Origin of the sequence: Serratia sp. SSNIH1 (genome assembly GCF_002935055.1) — a bacterium.
Lineage (GTDB): Bacteria > Pseudomonadota > Gammaproteobacteria > Enterobacterales > Enterobacteriaceae > Serratia > Serratia nevei.
The window spans coordinates 2781914-2804281 of sequence record NZ_CP026383.1 but is presented as its reverse complement, the minus strand read 5'-3'; the positions used below and the strand labels follow the sequence as shown (position 1 = coordinate 2804281).

Sequence of the window (22368 nt, the reverse complement as noted above, 5' to 3'; positions counted from 1 at the left end):
CTCCGGTTTTATTTCTGATGCTGTGAAACTGTAATCGTAGAATATAAGAATATTATTATTTGTTCTGCAGTTCGGTGATATTTTGTTCTAACTTGCCAATCAGCCCTACCAACAGATGCACTTCGTCGGCGGTAATGCCGCTTAAAATCTCACTGCGTGTAGACGTGATCACACTGTCCACTTCCCTGATGATCGGATCGGCCGCGTCGGTCAGCTTGATGCGCTTCGCGCGGCGATCGTTGGCACAGGTGTGGCGCGTGATCAGTCCTTTCTCCTCCAGTTGGTCCAGCGTACGAACCAGTGACGGTTGCTCGATACCGATCGCCTTGGCCAGCTGGATTTGCGACTGCTCCGGCGGCAAACGATTGATATTGTGCAAAGTGACCCAGTGCGTTTGGGTCAGCTCCAACGGCTTGAGCCGATGATCGATGAGCGCGCGCCAAACACGAACTAATCGTGCTAAATCTGAACCTAATGTTGACTCCACTTCCCCCTCCTTATAATTAGCATGCTAACATTACCTCCCAGAGTTTAGACTATTTTGGGTAACTCACATTAAAAACACAAATGTATATAATGTATATTGTGGAAATATCCACTATTTTTAGCCGCTATTGTTTAATCGTTATGCAAATATTCAACATATTCACCCTTAGGGATTGTTAATGTGAATACATCATGGTTACACACCTCATCCCCCTTACCCGATTTGGTCCTGGGGGCATCGCTTTATTTTCCACCTATATTTAAAGCTTTTTTACTAGGACTGGTCTTATGGCTGCTGATTCATCAGCTGCTGAGAGACTGGATGTATTCCGGTGAACTCTGGCATCCCATGTTGATGGACCTGTCCATTTTCGTGCTGGCCGTCAGCGGTTCCTTATGGATTTTAGCGAGTTGGTAACCCATGCGGCATAAAACATTAAAATACTTTTCTACGGTGATCGTCTGCGCCATTGCCGTCTGCGCCGGTTGGTGGCTCTGGAATTATTATATGCAATCCCCATGGACCCGTGATGGAAAAGTGCGCGCCGAACTCGTCAATATCACCCCTGAAGTCTCTGGAAGATTAGAGAAAATAAGCGCGAATGACAATCAGTTCGTACCTGCGGGAAGTCTGATTTTTACCCTCGACCCGGTGCCCTACCAGATCGCGCTGGACAATGCCGAGGCCGCGGTGGCAAAAGCGCAATCCGATCTGGCCAAGGCAGACCACGAGGCCGCTCGCCGCCGCGGTTTGCCGCGTAACGTTATTTCCGCTGAAGATTTAGACGCGTCCAATTTAGCCGCTCAGGCAATGAAGGCCGCCTATAAAGCCGCCCTGGCCAACCTGGAACAGGCCAAATGGAATTTGAGCAAAACCAAAATTTACGCGCCAACCGACGGCTATATCACCAATCTGCAGGCGCGGGTCGGGAACTACGCCAACGCCGGTACGCCGCTGGTGGCGTTGGTGGATGTGCATTCGTTTTATGTACTCGGTTATTTCGAAGAAACCAAGCTGAAGCATATAAAAGAAGGCAATAAAGCGGACATCGTTTTATATAACGGCAACACGCCGCTGCAGGGGGAAGTAGAGAGCATCGGCCGCGCCATTTACGATCAGAGCGTCGACAGCAGCAACGATCTATTAATGGACGTTAAGCCTAATGTTCCTTGGGTGCGTTTGGCTCAGCGCGTGCCGGTACGGATAAAATTGCTCAACGTGCCCGCCGATTTGACGCTGGTCGCCGGCACCACCTGCACCATTTCGATTCATCAGCGGAACTAAAGTGTGAACCTGCCCTTTCTGGAGTGGAGCCGTACCCCCTGGGGTAAGGCGACCGGCGGCCAATGGCGCTATGCGCTGCGCAATTCGCTGGCGATGTGTCTCGCGCTGTGGGTGGCGTTCGTGCTCGAGCTCGACGAGCCCTCTTGGGCGCTCACCTCCGCAGCGGTGGTGAGTTTCCCCACCGTCGGCGGCGTGATCAGCAAAAGCATCGGCCGCATCTTCGGCAGCCTGATGGGTGCCGCCGCGTCGGTGGCGATCGCCGGCCACTGTCTGAACGATCCCTGGCTGTTTACGCTGTTCATCGCCGCCTGGATCGGGCTGTGCACCTATATCTCCAACCATTACCAAAACAACGTCTCTTACGCGTTCGCGCTGGCGGGCTATACCGCCGCCATCATCGCCTTCGGCACGGTCAACGTCACCGATACCCAGCAGATTTTCGATATCGCGCAGGCGCGGGTTTGCGAAGTGATCACCGGCATTCTGTGCGGCGGGTTGATGATGATGATCCTGCCCAGTACCTCCGACGGTGAAGCGCTGCTGACCTCGCTGCGGCGCATGCAGCTACGCCTGCTGGAGCACGCCGCCATGCTGTGGCAGCCGGAGATCACCGCCCAGATGCGCACCTCGCACGAAGGGGTCATCGGCCAGATCCTGACCATGAACCTGCTGCGTATTCAGGCGTTCTGGAGCCACTACCGGCTGCGGCGGCAAAATAACCTGCTCAACTATCTGCTGCACCAGCAGCTGCGCATTACCAGCGTTATCTCCAGCCTGCGCCGCATGCTGCTGAACTGGCCGGATCGCCCCGCCAATCTGATGCCGGTGATAACGCAACTGCTGGACGAGCTGCGCGATCCCGCCACCGACAAATACCGTTTGGCGCGCCTGCTTCAGCAGATCGCGCCGCAAGACCCTACGGACTACCGCCATCGCGCCTTCTGGCTGCGCCTGCGCCATTTCTGCTGGCTTTACCTGCGCTGCAACCGCTGGCTGCAGCGGCTGGAGAGCGCCACGGCGGTCAGCGAGCTCCAGCCGCCGCGCGTCACCTCGCTGGCGCGCCATACCGACAGCTACGAAGCCGCCTACAACGGTCTGCGCACCTTTTTGTGCATCGTGATCGGCTGCGCCTATTGGATCAACACGCAGTGGGACGCCGGCAGCGCGGCGCTGACGCTCACCGCCATCAGCTGCGTGCTCTACTCCTCGACGCCTTCGCCGATCAACAGCGTCAGCACCTTGCTCAAGGCGGTGCTGCTGCTCTCGGTCGTCTGCTTCGTGGTGAAATTCGGTTTGATGATCCAGATTGACGACTTCTGGGTGTTCTGCGCCTTCCTGTTTCCGATCCTGGTGACCATGCAGATGCTCAAGCTGCAGAACCCGCCTTATGCCGCGCTTTGGGGGCAGCTGATCGTCTTTATGGGGTCGTTCCTGACCGTCAGCAACCCACCGAGCTATGACTACCAGTCTTTCATCAATGATAACATCGCTAAAGTCGTCGGCGTGCTGCTGGCCGGGCTGGCGTTTCAGATCCTGCGCCCCAGCTCGGACAAACGAAAAAGCCGCCGCATTATCCGCGCGCTGCGGCGCGATTTTATCGATCAGTTGAGCAAACGGCCGCAGCAGAGCGAAAGCCAGTTCGAATCGCTGATCTACCATCGCATTAGCCAGCTCAATCAAAGTCAGGATCAGGAAGCGCGCACCTGGCTGCTGCGCTGGGGCGTGGTGCTGCTCAACTGCAGCCATATCGTCTGGCAGCTGCGCGACTGGCAAACCCGCTCCGACCCGCTGTCGACGGTGCGCGATGTCTGCATCCACTGCCTGCGCGGTATCATGACGGAGAAAGGCGTGCAGCACAGTTCGCTGGACGCCACGCTGCAGGAGCTGCTGCGCATGAGCAACGCGCTGGCGCACCACCCGGAACAGGCGGCACGCGATTTGGCCGGCCTGATTTGGCGACTCTACTGCTCGCTGCAGCAGTTGCAGCAGGCGATGGGCCAGCCCGCCACCGCGCCGGCCGTTAGCGGCGGGTGATCACTTGATCACCCCACAGGCGAAACGCTCACCGCCGCCGCCGAGCGGCAGTGGGTGATCCGAGTGGTTATCGCCGCCGGCGTGCACCATCAGCGCCTTGCCCTCAATGTCACTGATTTTTTTCAGCCGCGGCGCCAACACCGGATAGTTCGCCATGCCGTCGGCGGTCACATAGATGGCCGGCAAATCGCCCAGATGCCCGTCGGCATACGGCCCGAGGTGCTTCCCGGTCTTTTGCGGATCAAAATGCCCGCCGGCCGCCAGCGCCGCCACCGCTTTGCCGTCCTTCATACCCGGCTCGCAGCTGCCTTTTTCATGCACGTGGAAGCCATGTACCCCGGCCGGCAACGCTTTCAGGCTCGGCGTGAACAGCAAGCCGTACGGCGTTTCGCTGATGACCACCTTGCCGATATCCTGACCGATCCCCTGCCCGGTCACCAGGTGCATTTCGACGTCGGTTGTCGCCGCCTGAGCCGCGCCACACGCCATCAGGCCAAGTGCTGCATACCAATAACGTTTCATCAATCAGTCTCCTTAATGTCTCTGCTGAGCTTTCAGTATAGGAGAGCCGGCGCAGGCGCTGTTAACCAACGCACAATCTCGCCAATTTGATTCGCAAACCTAATATTTAGGGCTAATACTATTTCTACCGATGTTGGTCCTCTGACCAGCTGTCGTTCGGCTAACGTGTTTCCCTGTTTCCACCGCCGACGCATGAGAGTGCACTCCCGGCCAGGCGGCATAATTCATAAGGAACTGATATGGGCATCTTTAGCTATAAGGATTTGGACGAAAACGCGTCGAAAACGCTGTTTTCCGACGCCTTGGCCATCTCTACCTACGCTTACCACAATATCGATAACGGCTTCGACGAAGGCTACCACCAGACCGGCTTCGGGCTGGGCCTGCCGCTGACGCTGATCACCGCGCTCATCGGCAGCACCCAATCGCAGGGCGGCCTGCCCGGCCTTCCCTGGAACCCCGACTCAGAACAGGCCGCGCAGGAGGCGGTGAACAATGCCGGCTGGTCGGTCATCAGCGCCGCGCAGCTGGGTTACGCCGGCAAAACCGATGCACGCGGCACCTACTACGGCGAGACCGCCGGTTACACCACCGCTCAGGCCGAGGTGCTGGGCAAATATGACAGCGAAGGCAATCTCACCGCCATTGGCATCTCATTTCGCGGTACCAGCGGCCCACGCGAGTCGCTGATCGGCGATACCATCGGCGATGTGATTAACGATCTGCTGGCCGGTTTCGGGCCGAAAGGCTACGCTGACGGCTACACGTTGAACGCCTTCGGCAATCTGCTGGGCGACGTAGCGAAGTTCGCGCAGGCGCACGGGCTGAGCGGCGAGGACGTGGTGGTCAGCGGCCACAGCCTCGGCGGGCTGGCGGTCAACAGCATGGCGGCTCAGAGCGACGCCAACTGGGGCGGCTTCTACGCGCAGTCCAACTATGTTGCCTTCGCCTCGCCGACCCAGTACGAAGCCGGCGGCAAGGTGATCAACATCGGCTACGAAAACGATCCGGTGTTCCGTGCGCTCGACGGCACCTCGCTAACCCTGCCGTCACTGGGCGTACACGATGCGCCGCACGCCTCCGCCACCAACAATATCGTCAACTTCAACGACCATTACGCGTCGGACGCCTGGAACCTGCTGCCGTTTTCCATTCTCAACATTCCGGCCTGGCTGTCGCACCTGCCGTTCTTCTATCAGGACGGGCTGATGCGGGTGCTGAACTCCGAATTTTATTCGTTGACCGACAAGGACTCGACCATCATCGTCTCCAACTTGTCGAACGTGACGCGCGGCAATACCTGGGTGCAAGACCTGAACCGCAACGCGGAGACGCACAGCGGACCGACGTTTATCATCGGCAGCGACGGCAATGATTTGATCAAGGGCGGCAAAGGCAACGACTATCTCGAGGGCCGCGACGGCAACGATATCTTCCGCGACGCCGGCGGCTACAACCTGATTGCCGGCGGCAAAGGCCACAATATCTTCGATACCCAGCAGGCGCTGAAGAACACCGAGGTCGCCTACGATGGCAATACGCTTTACCTGCGCGACGCCAAAGGCGGCATTACGCTGGCGGACGACATCAGCACCCTGCGCAGCAAAGAAACCTCCTGGTTGATTTTCAACAAAGAGGTGGATCATCAGGTGACCGCGGCCGGATTGAAATCGGATTCGGGCCTCAAAGCCTATGCCGCTGCCACCACCGGCGGCGACGGCGATGACCTCCTGCAGGCTCGCAGCCACGATGCCTGGCTGTTCGGCAACGCCGGCAACGACACGCTGATCGGCCATGCCGGCGGCAACCTGACCTTCGTCGGCGGCAGCGGCGATGACATCCTGAAGGGCGTCGGCAACGGCAATACCTTCCTGTTCAGCGGCGATTTTGGCCGCGACCAGCTGTATGGCTTCAACGCCACCGATAAGCTGGTGTTTATTGGCACCGAAGGCGCCAGCGGGAATATCCGCGACTACGCCACGCAGCAAAACGACGATCTGGTGCTGGCCTTCGGCCACAGCCAGGTCACGCTGATCGGCGTTTCGCTCGATCACTTCAACACCGATCAGGTGGTGTTGGCCTAAGGAGCGGCGTAAAAAAAGCCGGGCGCTTTCGCCGCCCGGCTTTCCTCTTTTTTTTGCTCCGCCTTAAGGCACGTCATACCCCAGCGCCGCCTTGCGAATGCGGAACCACTGCTGGCGATTCAGCACCAGCTTCTGCGCCTTCAGCGCCGAGCGCACCCGCTCAATCTTGCCGGAGCCGATAATCGGCAGCGGCGACGACGGCAGGCGCATCACCCAGGCGTACACCACCTGTTCAATGGTATCGGCGCCGATCTCTTGCGCCACCCGCTGTAGCTCGTCACGCAGCGGCTGGAACTCGGCGTCGTTGAACAGGCGCCCGCCCCCCAGGCAGGACCAGGCCATCGGCTTGATGCGCAGTTGCTGGCACTGGTCGAGCGTGCCGTCGAGAATGGCCGGCTGGTGAATCGGCGAGATCTCCACCTGGTTGGTCGCCAGCGTGAACGGCAGGCGCGACTGCAATAGCTGGAACTGCGCGGGCGTAAAGTTGGAAACGCCGAAATGGCGCACCTTGCCGCTTTTATGCAGCGCGACGAAGGCTTCGGCCACGTCGTCGGCATCCATCAACGGATCCGGCCGGTGGATCAGCAGCAGATCGAGGTAGTCGGTATGCAGATGGCGCAGCGATTGTTCCGCGCTCTGTACGATATGGTCGCGGTCGGTGATGTAATGGCCGATCGGATTGCCGGGCTTGGCGGTGGTGGCGATGCCGCACTTGGTCACCAGCTCCAGCGACTGGCGCAGCGCCGGCTTCAGGCGCAGCGCGTCGCCGAACGCCTGTTCACAGGCGTAACCCCCGTAGATATCCGCGTGGTCGGCGGTGGTGACGCCCAGTTCAACATGCTGTTCGATGAACGTCAGCAGCTGCTGCGGCGACATGCCCCATTCCATCAACCGCCAGTAACCGCAAATCATGCGGGAAAATTCAGGCCCCTGCGGCGCGAGACGTATACGTTCTACCATTGCGAAAACCTCATGACATTAGTTGTCAGCCAGCATACACAAGCCGGTGAGGCACAGGGAAGCGGTAAGCCACACGAACGTGCGGCAGATCAGGAAAGGTTAAAACAGCGACGGCTGTTCCGGCAGCGGCTCGTCGGGCGCTTTATTGGCGCGTTGCAGGCGCAGGAAGCGTTGACGGCAAAGGCGCAGCACCTCGCGCTTCTGCGCGTCGCTCATGCTCATCCAGCCGAAGCGTTCCTCGCGGCTGCGCAGGCAGCCACGGCAGAATCCGCGATCGTCGGCCTGGCAAATGCCACGACACGGGCTGGGGATGTCGAAAAATTCAAGCTGCTGCGCCACGGGGCCTCCTGCGTTCTCTTGCTAATTGAAGACGCCATCGCCGCCGCTGGCAAGTCCCTTTTCGCCATTGCGGCGAAAATAGTCGCGCAAATAACGCAGCGCCTGACGGCTTTTCTCCGGCACGTTACGCTCGAGCGTCAGCGCGTGCAGCCGCAGCGGCGCCGGCCGCCACTCCGGCAACAGCAACAACAGCTCGCCGCGCTGAAGCTCGTCGCCAATTTCATACAGCGGCTGAATGGAAATGCCCAGCCCGGCGCGGGTAAAGGCGCGCATCACGTTCATGCTCTCGCTGACGATCTGCCCTTCCGCCAGCCGCAGCTTAACCTGCTGGCCGGACTGGTGCAGCAGATCCAGATGGGCCCCGCTGTAGCCGCTGGAGATCCAGCGGTGCTGCACCAAATCCTGCGGTTTTTCCGGCACCCCATGCTGGCTGAGATAACGCGGTGCGGCGCACAGCACCATCGGCCACGCCGTGAGCGGGTGCGCGATCATATTGGCGTCCGCCAGCTGCCGGTTGGCCCGCAGCGCAATGTCGACCCGCTGCTCTATCATATCGACGATGCGATCGTCCGCCAGCACCCGCAGCGTCAGCTTGGGATGCGCCTGCAGCAGCGGCGCCAGCGCCTCCGCCAGCGATCGGCCGCCGATGCCGACCGGGGTGGCAATGCGCAGCTCGCCCACCAGCGTATCTCGTAGCTCCGCCAACCGCTGCTCCGCCTGCTGCGCCTGTTGCAGCATCGCCTCGCAGCCGGGGTAAAACGCCGCCCCCGCCTCGGTCAGCGCCAGACGACGGGTGGAGCGGTGCAGCAGCGGCACCCCGAGCGCTTTCTCCAGCGAGCGCATATGCTGGCTGACCGCCGACGGCGTCATGCCCAGCCGCCGCGCCGCGCCGGCCAGCGATCCCTCCGCCACCACGGTGGCGAATATCGCCATTCGATTGAGTTTATCCACGATTATGAAGTTTTACTTAATCAAGAAAGCATGAATATGGCACTAATCACGGCTATTGTTAAGGGCTAGAGTATAAACCACGCAGCAGGCATATCGGCCTGCTTCATGATACTGAACACATCCCCGAAGGAGCATACAGATGAAAGTAGCCATTATTGGAGCAACCGGTTTTGTTGGCCGCCGCGTGGTGGATGAAGCGCTGGCTCGCGGCATTCAGGTGACGGCGATCGCCCGCCAGAAAAAAGAGTTGCCGGAGCACGCCAATCTGACCGTCGCACTGGGCGACGTTGCCGATACAGCCTGGCTGGCGGGGCAATTGCGCGGTCAGGATGCAGTGATCAGCGCCTACAACCCCGGCTGGGGCGAAGACAACCTGTATGAAAAGACCGCTCGAGGCGCCCAACAGATCCTCACCGCGGTCGAACAGGCCGGCGTCAAGCGCCTGCTGGTGGTCGGCGGCGCCGGCAGCCTGGAAGTGGCGCCGGGCGTTGAACTGGTGGATACGCCGCAGTTCCCGGAAAATATCCGCCCCGGCGCGCAGGCGGTACGCGATCTGCGCAACAAGCTGCGCAATGAATCGGTGCTCGACTGGACCTATCTCTCGCCGGCCGCCCTGCTGGAACCGGGTAAACGTACCGGTCAGTTCCGCCTCGGCACCACCCAGCTGCTGATGAACGGCGAAGCGCCGGCCAGCATTTCGGTGGAAGACCTGGCGGTCGCCATCGTCGATGAGATTGAAAAACCACAGTTTATTCGCGCACAGTTCACCGCCGCCTACTAAACTGCCTCATTGCCAGGCCGCCCGGCCTGGCGTTTTCCCTGCGTTCACCCCCGCCAGTATTCTGAATTTCTAAGGTTTTCTTAAGTTTCATCCGGTAGATTTCAAGGCATTATCTCCTCTCAGGATCCAGATTTGGCAATGTGGTTACGTCAACGCTTACAGTGCAACAGCCTCGGTTTTATCCTCGCCACCGCCCTGTTCTTCACTCTGTTTCAAAACGCGTTATTCCTGCATCGCGCCTGGTCGTATATCACCTTCGATAGCGTCCACAGCGTCATTTTCGCCGCCAGCATGCCGGTGGTGATTTTCTGTGCGCTGAATATCATCTTCAGCGTGTTGACCGTGCCCTACCTGCGCAAGCCGCTGATCGTCTTTTTCTTGCTCGGCAGCGCCGCAGCCAACTATTTCATGTACAGCTATGGCGTGGTGATCGACGGCAACATGATGCAGAACGCCTTCGAAACCAATACCCAGGAAGCGACGGCGCTGCTGACGCCGCGCATGGGGTTGTGGCTGGCGCTGCTCGGCGTTTTGCCGGCGGTGGCGGTCTGCTTAACCCATATTCGCCAGACCCGCCCTTGGTGGTATATGGTCGGGCTGCGCGCCGCCAACGTCATGCTGTCGTTGGTGGTGATCCTGATCGTCGCCGCGCTGTTCTACAAAGACTACGCTTCGCCGATCCGCAACAATAAAAGCGTGGTGAAGATGTTGACGCCTTCCAACTTCGTCGCCGGCACGATCAAGTTTACCGAACAGCGCTATTTCACCCGCAATCTGCCGCTGGTAAAAATCGGTGAAGACGCGCGCAAAGGGCCGCTGAACGCCGGGCAGGCCAAGAAAACGCTGGTGATCCTGGTGGTGGGCGAAACCGCCCGCGCCGAAAACTTCTCCCTCGGCGGCTACGAGCGCGAAACCAACCCGCGCCTGAAGCAGGACGACGTGGTCTACTTCAAGAACGCCAGCTCTTGCGGCACCGAGACGGCGATCTCCGTCCCCTGTATGTTCTCCAACATGCCGCGCAGAGAGTACGACGCGACTCAGGCGGCGCACCAGGAGGGCATGCTCGACGTGCTGGCGCATGCCGGCGTCAACGTGCTGTGGCGCGATAACGACGGCGGCTGCAAAGGCGCCTGCGACCGGGTGCCGCACATCGACATGACCAAATTGAAACTGCTGCAGGACTGTGACGGCGAAGTTTGCATGGATAACGTGCTGCTGTACAAGCTGAACGACTACATCAATAGCCTGAAAGACGACGGCGTGATCGTACTGCACCAGATGGGTAGCCACGGCCCGGCTTACTACCGCCGCAGCACGCCAGAATTCCAGACGTTTTCGCCGACCTGCAACAGCAATCAGATCCAGGATTGCAGCCATGAACAGCTGGTGAACACCTACGACAACTCGATCTTGTATACCGACGCGATGCTCGATGCCACCATCAAGCTGCTGCAGCAGTATGACGACCGCTTCAATACCGCGCTGGTCTATTTGTCCGATCACGGCGAGTCGCTGGGGGAAAACGGCATGTACCTGCACGGCACGCCTTATGTCTTCGCGCCGAGCCAGCAAACGCACGTGCCTTTCCTGATGTGGATGTCGGCCGACTATCAGCGCAACTTCGGCGTCGATCGCCAGTGCCTGAACGCGCTGGCGGAAAAGGACGATGTGTCGCAGGACAACCTGTTCCATACCCTGCTGGGCATGCTGAACGTACAGAGTCGCGAATATCAATCCCGGCTGGATATCCTGCAACGTTGCCGCAACGCGGCGTAAGCGCTTAACTTCCTCGTGCCGCTGGGGCACAATAGTTCGCAGACAACCGGCGTTTTGTGCGCCGGTTTTTTTATTCCCATTGACCTAGACCAATCGGTCTATTATGCTCGGCACCATGATGACCAAATCAACGCATTGCAACGTGGACACACGTGAACATCTGCTCGCCACCGGCGAAACTCTCAGCCTGCGCCTGGGCTTTACCGGCATGGGGCTGAGCGAACTGCTGGCCACTGCGGGCGTGCCGAAAGGTTCGTTCTACCACTATTTCCGCTCGAAGGAAGCCTTCGGTGAAGCGATGCTGCAACGCTATTTCGCGCATTATGATGCAGAAATGCAGGCGTTGTTTGCCGATGAGCACGGCGATGCCCGCCACCAGCTGCTGGGCTATTACGCTCAGGCCATCAGCTACCACTGCCGCAGCGAATGCCATAACGCCTGCCTGGCGGTGAAGCTTTCCGCCGAGGTGAGCGATCTGTCAGAACCGATGCGCCATGCGCTGGAAACGGGCACCGCTCGCGTGATCGGCCACCTGCAGGAGGCCATCGAACGCGGTATCGCCGAGGGTTCGCTGTCGGTGGCCATGAGCCCGGCAGCGACCGCAGAGACGCTGTACTCACTGTGGCTCGGCGCTTCGCTGCGCGCCAAGATCCGCCACTCGCTGGCGCCGTTGACCAGCGCGCTGGAAAGCATCGAGTTGCTGCTGCGCCCGCCGCAACCGTAACGGTAACAATTTCTTTTTATTGAAAAATGCAGTTCGTGGTTTTTTATCGCCCATTACTAGACGACCGGTCTATTAAATACAGGATGCACTATGAAGACTGAAAAATTGCTCTCTCCGCTGAAGGTTGGCGCCATCACCCTGCCCAACCGCGTGTTTATGGCTCCGCTGACGCGTCTGCGCAGCATCGAGCCGGGCGACATTCCTACGCCGCTGATGGCGGAATATTACGCACAGCGCGCCGGCGCGGGCCTGATCGTGACCGAAGCGACGCAGGTTTCCTTCCAGGCGAAAGGCTACGCCGGTGCGCCGGGGTTGCATACGCCGGAGCAGATCGCCGCATGGAAAAACATCACGCAGGCAGTGCATGATAAAAACGGCCATATCGCCGTGCAGCTGTGGCACGTAGGCCGCATCTCCCACACCAGCCTGCAGCCGGGCGGACAAGCGCCGGTCGCCCCTTCGGCAATCAACGCCGAGACCCGCACCACCGTGCGTGATGAAACCGGCGCTTGGGTGCGCGTGCCGACCTCCACGCCGCGCGCGCTGGAAACCAGCGAGATCCCGGGCATCGTCAACGATTTCCGCCAGGCGACCGCCAACGCGCGGGAAGCCGGCTTCGACTTCATCGAACTGCATGCCGCCCACGGCTATCTGCTGCATCAGTTCATGTCGCCGGCCTCCAACCAACGTACCGATCAATACGGCGGCAGCATCGAGAATCGCACCCGCCTGACGCTGGAAGTGGTCGACGCGGCGGTCGCCGAATGGGGTTCCGAGCACATCGGCATCCGCATCTCGCCGCTGGGACCGTTCAACGGGCTGGACAACGGTGAAGATCAGGAAGACGCGGCGCTGTATCTGGTGGAAGAGCTGAACAAGCGCAATATCGCCTACCTGCACATCTCCGAACCGGACTGGGCCGGCGGCAAGCCGTATTCCGACGCCTTCCGCGACTCGGTGCGCGCCCACTTTAAAGGGGTGATCGTCGGCGCCGGCGCCTACACCGCCGAAAAAGCCGAAGCCTTGATCGAAAAAGGTTTCATCGACGCGGTGGCCTTTGGCCGCAGCTACATCACCAACCCGGATCTGGTGGAACGCTTCCGTCAGCACGCGCCGCTGAACGAACCTAAGCCGGAAAGCTTCTACGGCGGCGGCGCCGAAGGGTATACCGACTATCCGTTTCTGGCGAAGTAACCCGTCCTGATCCCAAACGGCCATGCGACTGCCTGGCCGTTTTTTATGCGCCGCCCGCAAAAAAGCCCGCACGGGGCGGGCCGGTGTTCCCTGGTGTTGTGCTCTACTGCCGTTCAATTTTTACACGCTTGCCGTCGAAATAGATAATTGATTGTGCAGATCAATTAATCTGTATCGATCGGTACGCTCGATCAATATTTAGACATCATCGTCGCGAGACCCACAAGTGACATTGTCACTCATTCGTCACGTTGAATTCCCTTGCGGGACAAGGCTATACTCGCTGGAGCTTCAATCCACCCGCCGTCTGCCACGGCACAGTCAATTCAGAGGAATTATGCGCTTACTCCATACCATGATCCGCGTCGGTGACCTGCAACGCGCCATCGACTTCTACACCAAGGTATTAGGCATGCGCCTGCTGCGCACCAGCGAAAACCCAGAGTACAAATACTCGCTGGCTTTCGTCGGCTATACGGAAGAGAGCGAAGGCGCGGTTATCGAACTGACCTATAACTGGGGCACCGACAGCTATGACATGGGCACCGCCTTCGGCCACCTGGCGCTGGGCGTGGACGACGTTGCCGCCACCTGCGACAGCATCCGCCGCGCAGGCGGCAAGGTCACCCGCGAAGCCGGCCCGGTGAAAGGCGGTACCACGGTCATCGCCTTCGTTGAAGATCCGGACGGCTACAAAATCGAGCTGATCGAAAATAAACATGCCGGTCAGGGCCTCGGCCACTAAGCCTCCCCTTCAGGGCGCACTGCGCCCTGCTGATTCTCCGCGCGATAGCGCCTGCAACCGGGCGCAAAATTTGCCATAATGCGCGCTGCATTCGATGAAGATAAGAAACTGATGGCCGAGAAAAGTGATCTTAACGCCCTGAGTGGTCGTTTTCGTGGGTTTTATCCCGTAGTAATAGATGTTGAAACCGCCGGCTTCAACGCCAATACCGATGCGTTGCTGGAGATCGCCGCCGTCACGCTGAAAATGGATGAAGACGGCTGGCTGCAGCAGGACGAGACCCTGCACTTCCACGTGGAGCCTTTCGAGGGCGCCAACCTACAGCCGGAAGCGCTGGCGTTCAACGGCATCGATCCGCACAACCCGCTGCGCGGCGCGGTCAGCGAATATGACGCGCTGCACGCCATTTTCAAAGCGGTGCGCAAAGGGCTCAAGGATCGCGGTTGCAACCGGGCCATTATCGTGGCACACAACGCCAACTTCGATCACAGTTTCCTGATGGCCGCAGCCGAGCGCGCCGGCCTGAAGCGCAACCCGTTCCATCCGTTCGCCACCTTCGACACCGCCGCGCTGAGCGGCCTGGTGCTGGGCCAAACGGTGCTGGCGAAAGCCTGCATCGCCGCCGGCATGCCGTTCGACAGCAGCCAGGCGCACTCCGCCCTGTACGACACCGAACAAACCGCCCTGTTGTTTTGCGAGCTGGTTAACCGCTGGAAACGTCTCGGCGGCTGGCCGCTTCCCGCCGGCGACCTCGCCGAATAAGCCCAACAAAAAAGGCGGCCCAGTTTGCACTGGCGCCGCCCATTGCGCGATAACCGCAAGCCTGTCGATTAAGACTGTTGGTCTTCCTGCGCTTTATACTTTTCCGCAGTTTCTTTGATTAGCTGCTGCAATTCGCCGCGCTGATACATCTCGATGATGATATCGCAACCGCCGACCAGCTCACCGTCTACCCACAGCTGCGGGAACGTCGGCCAGTTGGCGTATTTTGGCAGCTCGGCGCGGATGTCCGGGTTTTGCAGAATATCCACGTAGGCGAAACGCTCGCCGCAGGCGGACAGCGCTTGCACAGCCTGTGCGGAGAAGCCGCAGCTCGGCAGCTTAGGCGAACCTTTCATGTACAGCAGAATCGGGTTTTCAGCGATCTGGTGCTGAATTTTTTCAAGTGTCGTCGTCATTTATTGCTTCCTCAAGCCACATTTCATGGCTACAACATGCATCACGCGGGCTATTGTAGCGGCTGGAACAGTCGCAAGAAAACGCCATCTTTTGCAAGGATATTCGCCCGCCGCCGATCGCGTTTCACCGGCCACGTCATTCCGGTCAAAACATACGTCGAGAATAACATTTTTAATCCGACTATTTCACTAATATATTGCGTCGCGATGACGGCGCGGATTAATTATATCCCCACCGCCAACTGGCGCTTTTTCATACACCAACAGGCTGATTTTGAAACAAAAAAAATGTCATTAACGTTTTCTCACAATATGGATTATTATTTATGAGTTCTTCGCTGTTTTATATGGCGAAATTCGGGAATACTGTAACTCTTTCGATATCCGTTTCGGGGCCAAGGTTGGTGACGTCGACATGCGTTTAATTCTTACGCTCTTTGCGCTGCTGTTTACGCAGCTCTTCTTCAATTTGGCGCACGCTGCGCCACAGGCGCGTGTTGCCGCCGAGCAGCGTAAAAGCCATGCTAATGAAGCGCGGCCCGATGACCGCAGAAAAAAGAAAGCGGACAAAGCCGCCAAAAAAGCCAAAGTGACGGCCCCCGAGAAAAAAACCAAGACCGCCAAGACGAAAAGCGAGAAAAGCGCGAAAAAGATCGTCAGCGCCAAACCCAAGGCCAAAGCGCAGAAAACCGCCAAGATTAAAGTCACCCCGCCGAAAAAGGGCTATAAAAAAGGCTATGGTCGCCACCGCGAAGCCGGTATGGCCACCGCCAAACTGGCGCGTGAAGAAAAGCCGTTGAAACTCAGCCCCGCGCACAAAAAACGCTACCAGCACGCCAAGCAGACCGCGATGGCCAAGCTGATGGGCCAGATGGGCAAACCTTACCGCTGGGGCGGCAGCTCGCCGCGCACCGGCTTCGATTGCAGCGGCCTTATCTATTACGCCTATAAAGACGTAGTGAAAATCAAGATGCCGCGCACCGCCAACGAGATGTATCACCTGCGCGATGCGGCACCGATCAAGAAAAGCGAACTGGAAAGCGGCGATCTGGTGTTCTTCCGCATCAACAACCGCGGCGTGGCGGACCATGTCGGCGTCTACCTCGGCAACGGCAAATTCATCCAGTCGCCGCGCACCGGTGAAGAGATCCGCATCAGCCAGCTCGACAACGACTATTGGCAGAACCACTACATCGGCGCACGCCGCGTAGTGACGCCGAAAACCATTCGTTAATGCCCTGTTCTGCACGGTTGCGGCCCCGGTCGCAACCGCCTGCTCAAGCTATCGTCCATCGCACTTCCCCACGCGCATTTCTCGCTTTTCCTCCTGTTTTTTATGATGAAAATTGTTAATATTGAATGACCACAATAAAAAACGGCCCATATGGTTCTCGCCCCGGCGGGAAGCGAATGGCGCTGTAAAGGAGGAAGCAATGTCGTTTGAATTACCTGCATTACCGTATGAGAAAAACGCGCTCGAGCCGCACATCTCCGCCGAGACCCTGGAATACCACTACGGCAAACACCACAACACCTACGTGGTTAACCTGAACAACCTGGTGAAAGGCAGCGAGTTCGAGGGCAAATCGCTCGAAGAGATCATCAAGACCTCTAACGGCGGCGTATTCAACAACGCTGCGCAGGTGTGGAACCACACCTTCTACTGGCACTGCCTGTCGCCACAGGGCGGCGGTGAACCGCAGGGCGAACTGGCGGCAGCGATCGTCAAATCCTTCGGCTCTTTCGCTGCGTTCAAAGAGCAGTTCACCGATGCCGCAGTGAAAAACTTCGGTGCAGGCTGGACCTGGCTGGTGAAAAAACCGGACGGCGCGCTGGCGATCGTCAACACCTCCAACGCGGCCACCCCGCTGACCGGTGAAGACAAACCGCTGCTGACCGTTGACGTGTGGGAACACGCGTATTACATCGATTACCGCAATGCGCGTCCAAAATACCTGGAAAACTTCTGGGCGTTGGTCAACTGGACCTTCGCAGCGGAAAACCTGGCGTAAGCGCAGGTTCTGAGGTGATAAGGCGCAGCCAGGCTGCGCCTTTTTTATAACCGGGGGTAAATCAGTTCAACGCGGCAACGAAGCTGAAAGCGATAATGACCGCCAATGCGCAGACGGTGGTGAACAGCGACATCTTCAATTCGGTATCCATGACAACTCCTTTAAAATGGGCTTTCCTAAGGATAAAAGGCGCACAATTAGTACGTCAAATCATTTTCCCACAGTTCGCCGATAAAATCTTGTTATCATTTCCCGGTTTATAATCTCGATTACCTCTTCCACTTTTGTTCAATATGCGACAAAATTCGCAGTTCACAACTGCGTACCGGCATCCATGCCCCTCCTGATTAAGCGCTGAAGACTTCAACACACTAAAAACTCAGTTTTCGCTTCTCTGGAGAAGGATCTACGTAGGCAAACGATTAACATCACACTTACATGCTGTAAACATGTGAGTTCAGGAGTCATTCCTTACATGGCAACGATTAAAGATGTGGCCAAACGCGCGGGCGTTTCCACCACCACCGTTTCGCACGTCATCAATAAGACTCGTTTCGTCGCCGAAGAGACCAAAGCGGCCGTGTGGGCCGCCATCAAAGAGCTGCACTACTCGCCGAGCGCCGTAGCGCGCAGCCTGAAAGTCAATCACACCAAGTCGATCGGCCTGCTGGCCACCTCGAGCGAAGCGCCCTACTTTGCCGAAGTGATCGAGGCGGTGGAAAACAGCTGCTACAGCAAAGGCTACACCCTGATCCTGTGCAACTCGCACAACAATCTGGACAAGCAGCGCGCCTACCTGGCGATGCTGGCGCAAAAGCGCGTCGACGGCCTGCTGGTCATGTGCTCCGAGTACCCCGATCAGCTGCTGGGCATGCTGGAAGACTACCGCAACATCCCTATGGTGGTGATGGACTGGGGTGCCGCGCGCGGCGACTTCACCGACACCATCATCGATAACGCGTTCGAAGGCGGCTATCTGGCCGGCCGTTACCTGATCGAGCGCGGCCACCGCGATATCGGCGCCATTCCGGGCCAACTGTCGCGCAATACCGGCGGCGGCCGTCACCAGGGCTTTATGAAGGCACTGCAGGAAGCGCATATCGACATTCGCGAAGAGTGGATCGTCCAGGGTGACTTCGAGCCGGAGTCCGGCTACAAGGCGATGCACCAAATCCTGTCGCAAAAGCAGCGGCCGACCGCGGTATTCTGCGGCGGCGACATCATGGCGATGGGCGCCATCTGCGCCGCCGACGAGCTGGGGCTGCGGGTGCCGCAGGATATTTCCGTGATCGGCTACGACAACGTGCGCAACGCCCGTTACTTCACCCCGGCGCTGACCACCATTCACCAGCCGAAAGAACGCCTGGGCGAAATGGCCTTCACCATGCTGCTGGATCGCATCATCAGCAAACGCGAAGAGTCGCAGGTGATCGAGGTGCATCCGAAGCTGATTGAACGCCGCTCGGTCGCCGACGGCCCGTTCATCGACTACCGCCGCTAATCCCCCGCGCCGGAAGCCTGCACGGCTTCCGGTTCCGCCTCGCTCAGCCACTCCTGGTTCAGCGTCTCCCCATCGCCCAGATACGCCAGCAGCCAGCTCATCGCCGGTGAGGGTTTATCCTGCTGCCAGGTCAAGCAGCAAGGGCTGGCGGGAAACGGCTGCTGCAGCTGCAACGCCTTCAGCTCACCGCGCTGCACCCGCGGCAGTGCCCGATGTGCCGGCATCATGCCGACACATAACCCGGCGCACAAACAGTCGAGCGCCGAAGTCCAGTCCGGCACCACCAGCCGCCGCTGGTTATCCAGCGTCCAGGTGACGCGCTTGGGCAGATTGCGCGAGGTGTCCTCCAGGCAAAGTGAAGGGTACGGCCGCAGCTGCTCGTCATTCAGCGGCCCTGTCAGTTGCGCCAGCGGGTGCTGCGGGCTGACCACGCACAGCCAGTTCATATAACCCATGTCGCGGAAGGCGAAGCCGCCGCCGACCGGCACCGCACGGGTGGCGCCGATCGCCATGTCCGCCCTGCCGTCCACCAAGGCATCCCACACGCCGTTGAACACCTCGGGTTGTAGCATCAGTTCGACGTCGGGGAAATGACGGTAGAAATCCAGCACCAGTTGGCGGCTGCGCTGCGGTTTGACGATGATGTCCACCGCAATATTCAGCTGGCCGCGCCACCCGTTGGCCACCTGCTGACAGTGGCGGCGGGTGTCGAGCATTTTTTTGATAACAACTCGCGCATCCTTGATAAACAGCGCGCCGGCCGGCGTCAACTCCACATCGCGGTGACGCCGCTCGAACAGCGGCACCGCCAGCCATTGCTCCAGCTGCCGTACGGTATAGCTCACCGCCGACGGCACCCGGTGCAGCTCCTGCGCCGCCGCGCTGAAACTGCCGGTGCGCGCCACCGCGTCGACCACTTCAAGAGAATATTCAGACCACATCGCTTTGCCTTCAATTTTTTTAACAGCACTTTGCAAATATTACCGTTTCACAAGCAGAGATCCAGCCGGATACACTGGCCGGCGCTAAAAACCTGCGACATTAAAATATTAACGAGAAATACCATGCGAAATTCCTTTGGCTTTATGTTCTACCTCGCCGGCCTGAGCATGCTGGGTTATCTGGCGACCGACATGTACCTGCCCGCCTTCGGCGCCATGCGGGAAGAACTGCAAATTTCCGCCGGCGCGGTGAGCGCCAGCCTGAGTATCTTCCTGGCCGGCTTCGCCTTCGCGCAGCTGCTGTGGGGGCCGCTCTCCGACCGTCTGGGCCGCAAACCGGTCTTATTGATCGGCCTGACGCTGTTCGCCCTCGGCTGCCTGGGCATGCTGTGGGTGGAAAACGCCGTGCAGCTCTGGATCCTGCGCTTTATTCAGGCCGTCGGCGTCTGCTCCGCCACCGCCATCTGGCAAGCATTGGTGATCGACCGTTACCGCGAAGGCCAAGCCAACCGCGTATTCGCCACCATTATGCCGCTGGTGGCGCTGTCGCCGGCGCTGGCCCCGCTGCTGGGCGCCTGGTTGCTGAACCACGCCAGCTGGCGCGCGATCTTCGCCGCGCTGTTGGTGATCACCGCGCTGCTGCTGCTGCCGACGTTGATGCTCAAAGAGCGCGCCAAAACGCAACCCACCGCCGATGCGCCAAAAAACGGCGTCAGCTTCTGGCAACTGTTGAAATCCCCGGTGTTCAGCGGCAACGTCGCCATGTACGCCGCCTGCTCGGCCGGCTTCTTCGCCTGGCTGACCGGCTCGCCGTTCATCCTCGGTGACATGGGCTACAGCCCGAGCGACATCGGTCTGAGCTACGTGCCGCAAACGCTGGCCTTCCTGCTGGGTGGCTACGGCTGCCGCGCCGCGCTCAAGCGCATCAATGGCAAAACCCTGCTGCCGTGGCTGCTGGTAGCTTATGGTGTCAGCATGGTGGCGCTGTATCTGGTGGCGACCCTGACCGAGCCGACGCTCACCACGCTGCTGATCCCGTTCTGCGTGATGGCGCTGGTTAACGGCGCTGGCTACCCAATCATGGTGGCGAATGCGCTGATGCCGTTCCCGGAAAGCAGCGGCAAGGCCGCCGCGCTGCAAAATACGCTGCAGCTGGGGCTGTGCTTTGTGGCAAGCATGCTGGTGTCGGCGTTTATTGCCCAGCCGCTGTTGGCGACGGTGACGGTGATGGTATCGACGGTGATCCTGGCCGCGCTGGGGTATTTCCTGCAGCGGGGAAAAGCGGCCGATGCGCAGCGAAAGGCGCAGCGGGAACATGCTAACTCAGCGTCATAATTACCAAGTTTAATAATCACTTAAAGAATATGCGTGCCGAGTGCGATTTACAGTTGAGTCAACGCCTCGGCACGCCTATACTCAAAAACAACCTTGTAAAGTAACACCTTATAATCTCTATATCTCAATTAGCGCTTGTGTACGCGCTTTGCGTCACACTCTTTTTTTTAAGGATGCATTTATCCCGCGCCGTTCGCGTCGGGTAGCTTCTTAAAATTTCCTCTGTTCATAGTCGGATATCAGACGCCGCGGGCCTATTTTCCGCCGGTAAACGTATGCACCCGCAGAAATTGTCTAAGCTGTTTCCTAACGGGTCATCAGTCAGAAGAAGGTGATGGAGAAGCTATGAGTTCATCGTGTATAGAAGATCTGAGTATCCAGGATAGTCAGTGGTACCGTATCGCGCATGAAATGCTCGGCCTGGCCGGCATTGAAATCAACGGATCGCGCCCCTTCGATATTCAGGTTAAAAACCCCGATTTCTTTAAACGCGTTCTGCAACAAGGGTCGCTGGGGCTGGGCGAAAGCTATATGGACGGCTGGTGGGAATGCGAGCGGCTGGATATGTTCTTCCAGCGCGTGGTCAGCGCCGGGCTGGAGAAGAAACTTCCCCACCACCTGAAAGATACCCTGCGTATCGCCGCCGCGCGCCTGACCAATCTGCAATCGAAAAAGCGCGCCTGGATCGTCGGCAAAGAACATTACGATCTTGGCAACGATCTGTTTACCCTGATGCTCGATCCTTACATGCAATATTCCTGCGGCTACTGGAAAGACGCTACTACACTGGAGGAAGCGCAGGAAGCCAAGCTGCGGATGATCTGCGAAAAACTGCAGCTGCAACCGGGCATGCGCCTGCTGGATATCGGCTGTGGCTGGGGCGGCCTCTCCGCCTATGCGGCGAAGCATTACGGCGTGTCGGTGGTCGGCGTGACCATTTCCGCCGAACAGCAGAAGCTGGCTCAGGCGCGCTGCGCCGGGCTGGATGTACAGATCCTGCTGCAGGATTACCGCGATCTGCATCAGCAGTTCGATCGCATCGTGTCCGTCGGCATGTTCGAGCACGTCGGGCCGAAAAACTACCGCACCTATTTCAACGTGGTGGAACGCAATCTGGCGCCGCACGGTTTGTTCCTGCTGCACACCATCGGCTCCAACAAAACCGACATGAACGTCGATCCGTGGATCAACAAGTACATTTTCCCGAACGGCTGCCTGCCTTCAGTGAGCCATATCGCCGAAGCCAGCGAAGGCCATTTCGTGATGGAAGACTGGCACAACATCGGTGCCGACTACGATCGCACGCTGATGGCCTGGTTCGAACGCTTCAAACAGGCGTGGCCGCAGCTTGCCCCGCGCTATTCCGAACGCTTCGAGCGGATGTTCAGCTACTACCTGAACGCCTGCGCCGGCGCGTTCCGGGCGCGCGATCTGCAGCTGTGGCAGGTGGTGTTCAGCCCGAAAGGCGTTGAAGGCGGCATTCGCGTCGCGCGATGAACCATAAAAAAGCCCCGGCAACA

Annotated in this window: 23 protein-coding genes; 15 read left to right on the top strand and 8 right to left on the bottom strand. The window is 58.8% G+C overall.

Annotated features, from left to right (window positions below; all coding sequences use genetic code 11):
• Positions 1 to 55: 55 nt before the first annotated feature.
• The gene (slyA, locus tag C3F38_RS13580) at positions 56 to 487 is read right to left on the bottom strand and encodes a transcriptional regulator SlyA (protein WP_038874827.1); all 432 of its coding nucleotides are present in this window, start codon (positions 485 to 487) and stop codon (positions 56 to 58) included.
• A 180-nt stretch (positions 488 to 667) separates the two neighbouring features.
• On the opposite strand from slyA, the gene C3F38_RS13575 reads away from it, so the two are divergent.
• The 3 genes from C3F38_RS13575 to C3F38_RS13565 are packed head-to-tail and all read left to right on the top strand — an operon-like array spanning position 668 to position 3805.
• Positions 668 to 904 (top strand): DUF1656 domain-containing protein, encoded by a 237-nt coding sequence (locus C3F38_RS13575; protein ID WP_048233582.1) that lies wholly within the window; start codon positions 668 to 670, stop codon positions 902 to 904.
• 3 nt (positions 905 to 907) lie between these two features.
• Complete coding sequence (locus C3F38_RS13570) at positions 908 to 1771, top strand: HlyD family secretion protein (protein WP_038874824.1); 864 nt, start codon at positions 908 to 910, stop codon at positions 1769 to 1771.
• A gap of 3 nt (positions 1772 to 1774) precedes the next feature.
• The gene (locus tag C3F38_RS13565; protein WP_055313107.1) at positions 1775 to 3805 is read left to right on the top strand and encodes an FUSC family protein; all 2031 of its coding nucleotides are present in this window, start codon (positions 1775 to 1777) and stop codon (positions 3803 to 3805) included.
• On the opposite strand, the gene sodC is transcribed toward C3F38_RS13565, so the two are convergent.
• Positions 3806 to 4327, bottom strand: coding sequence for a superoxide dismutase family protein (gene sodC / locus C3F38_RS13560; protein ID WP_038874818.1), 522 nt, complete (start codon positions 4325 to 4327; stop codon positions 3806 to 3808). It lies immediately after the preceding gene.
• Between the two features lie 239 nt (positions 4328 to 4566).
• On the opposite strand from sodC, the gene C3F38_RS13555 reads away from it, so the two are divergent.
• Positions 4567 to 6411, top strand: a complete 1845-nt coding sequence (locus tag C3F38_RS13555) for a polyurethanase (RefSeq protein ID WP_038874815.1) — start codon at positions 4567 to 4569, stop codon at positions 6409 to 6411.
• A gap of 63 nt (positions 6412 to 6474) precedes the next feature.
• Here C3F38_RS13555 and C3F38_RS13550 read toward each other — a convergent pair whose 3' ends face one another.
• The 3 genes from C3F38_RS13550 to C3F38_RS13540 form a co-directional block, all read right to left on the bottom strand.
• Positions 6475 to 7371 (bottom strand): aldo/keto reductase family oxidoreductase, encoded by an 897-nt coding sequence (locus C3F38_RS13550; protein ID WP_038874812.1) that lies wholly within the window; start codon positions 7369 to 7371, stop codon positions 6475 to 6477.
• Positions 7372 to 7470: 99 nt separating this feature from the next.
• Positions 7471 to 7710: a DUF1289 domain-containing protein gene (locus C3F38_RS13545; protein WP_019455980.1), complete on the bottom strand. Its 240-nt coding sequence runs from the start codon at positions 7708 to 7710 to the stop codon at positions 7471 to 7473.
• Between the two features lie 21 nt (positions 7711 to 7731).
• Entirely contained in the window at positions 7732 to 8661 is a 930-nt protein-coding gene (locus tag C3F38_RS13540) for a LysR substrate-binding domain-containing protein (RefSeq protein WP_187135399.1), read from the bottom strand.
• A 139-nt stretch (positions 8662 to 8800) separates the two neighbouring features.
• Between C3F38_RS13540 and C3F38_RS13535 the strand changes: the two genes are divergently transcribed.
• From C3F38_RS13535 to rnt, 6 genes are all read left to right on the top strand, one after another.
• Positions 8801 to 9442 (top strand): NAD(P)-dependent oxidoreductase, encoded by a 642-nt coding sequence (locus tag C3F38_RS13535; protein WP_047727649.1) that lies wholly within the window; start codon positions 8801 to 8803, stop codon positions 9440 to 9442.
• Between the two features lie 138 nt (positions 9443 to 9580).
• Complete coding sequence (gene eptA, locus C3F38_RS13530; protein ID WP_103767414.1) at positions 9581 to 11218, top strand: phosphoethanolamine transferase EptA; 1638 nt, start codon at positions 9581 to 9583, stop codon at positions 11216 to 11218.
• Between the two features lie 103 nt (positions 11219 to 11321).
• The gene (locus tag C3F38_RS13525; RefSeq protein ID WP_047727651.1) at positions 11322 to 11942 is read left to right on the top strand and encodes a TetR/AcrR family transcriptional regulator; all 621 of its coding nucleotides are present in this window, start codon (positions 11322 to 11324) and stop codon (positions 11940 to 11942) included.
• Positions 11943 to 12032: 90 nt separating this feature from the next.
• Positions 12033 to 13136, top strand: coding sequence for an alkene reductase (locus C3F38_RS13520; protein WP_103767413.1), 1104 nt, complete (start codon positions 12033 to 12035; stop codon positions 13134 to 13136).
• Positions 13137 to 13473: 337 nt separating this feature from the next.
• Positions 13474 to 13881, top strand: a complete 408-nt coding sequence (gene gloA / locus C3F38_RS13515) for a lactoylglutathione lyase (protein WP_004931325.1) — start codon at positions 13474 to 13476, stop codon at positions 13879 to 13881.
• Positions 13882 to 13959: 78 nt separating this feature from the next.
• On the top strand, positions 13960 to 14643 hold the full coding sequence (rnt, locus tag C3F38_RS13510) for a ribonuclease T (protein WP_038874795.1): 684 nt from the start codon (positions 13960 to 13962) through the stop codon (positions 14641 to 14643).
• Positions 14644 to 14711: 68 nt separating this feature from the next.
• On the opposite strand, the gene C3F38_RS13505 is transcribed toward rnt, so the two are convergent.
• The gene (locus C3F38_RS13505) at positions 14712 to 15059 is read right to left on the bottom strand and encodes a Grx4 family monothiol glutaredoxin (RefSeq protein WP_004931329.1); all 348 of its coding nucleotides are present in this window, start codon (positions 15057 to 15059) and stop codon (positions 14712 to 14714) included.
• A 415-nt stretch (positions 15060 to 15474) separates the two neighbouring features.
• Between C3F38_RS13505 and C3F38_RS13500 the strand changes: the two genes are divergently transcribed.
• Together C3F38_RS13500 and sodB are read left to right on the top strand one after the other, a co-directional pair.
• Positions 15475 to 16293 (top strand): C40 family peptidase, encoded by an 819-nt coding sequence (locus C3F38_RS13500; protein WP_038874793.1) that lies wholly within the window; start codon positions 15475 to 15477, stop codon positions 16291 to 16293.
• Between the two features lie 199 nt (positions 16294 to 16492).
• Positions 16493 to 17071 carry a superoxide dismutase [Fe] gene (gene sodB, locus C3F38_RS13495; protein ID WP_004931333.1) on the top strand — a complete coding sequence of 193 codons (579 nt, stop codon included), beginning with the start codon at positions 16493 to 16495 and terminating at the stop codon, positions 17069 to 17071.
• A gap of 61 nt (positions 17072 to 17132) precedes the next feature.
• Here sodB and C3F38_RS13490 read toward each other — a convergent pair whose 3' ends face one another.
• On the bottom strand, positions 17133 to 17222 hold the full coding sequence (locus C3F38_RS13490; protein ID WP_019455989.1) for a YnhF family membrane protein: 90 nt from the start codon (positions 17220 to 17222) through the stop codon (positions 17133 to 17135).
• Positions 17223 to 17546: 324 nt separating this feature from the next.
• Here C3F38_RS13490 and purR point away from each other — a divergent pair, with 324 nt between their 5' ends.
• Positions 17547 to 18572, top strand: a complete 1026-nt coding sequence (gene purR, locus C3F38_RS13485) for an HTH-type transcriptional repressor PurR (protein WP_033638375.1) — start codon at positions 17547 to 17549, stop codon at positions 18570 to 18572.
• Here purR and punR read toward each other — a convergent pair.
• The gene (gene punR / locus C3F38_RS13480) at positions 18569 to 19513 is read right to left on the bottom strand and encodes a DNA-binding transcriptional activator PunR (RefSeq protein ID WP_038874791.1); all 945 of its coding nucleotides are present in this window, start codon (positions 19511 to 19513) and stop codon (positions 18569 to 18571) included. The genes purR and punR overlap by 4 nt on opposite strands.
• Positions 19514 to 19636: 123 nt before the next feature.
• On the opposite strand from punR, the gene punC reads away from it, so the two are divergent.
• Both punC and cfa read left to right on the top strand, forming a co-directional pair.
• Positions 19637 to 20848 (top strand): purine nucleoside transporter PunC, encoded by a 1212-nt coding sequence (punC, locus tag C3F38_RS13475; RefSeq protein WP_055317077.1) that lies wholly within the window; start codon positions 19637 to 19639, stop codon positions 20846 to 20848.
• Between the two features lie 345 nt (positions 20849 to 21193).
• The gene (gene cfa / locus C3F38_RS13470; RefSeq protein ID WP_055317076.1) at positions 21194 to 22345 is read left to right on the top strand and encodes a cyclopropane fatty acyl phospholipid synthase; all 1152 of its coding nucleotides are present in this window, start codon (positions 21194 to 21196) and stop codon (positions 22343 to 22345) included.
• Positions 22346 to 22368 lie beyond the last annotated feature (23 nt).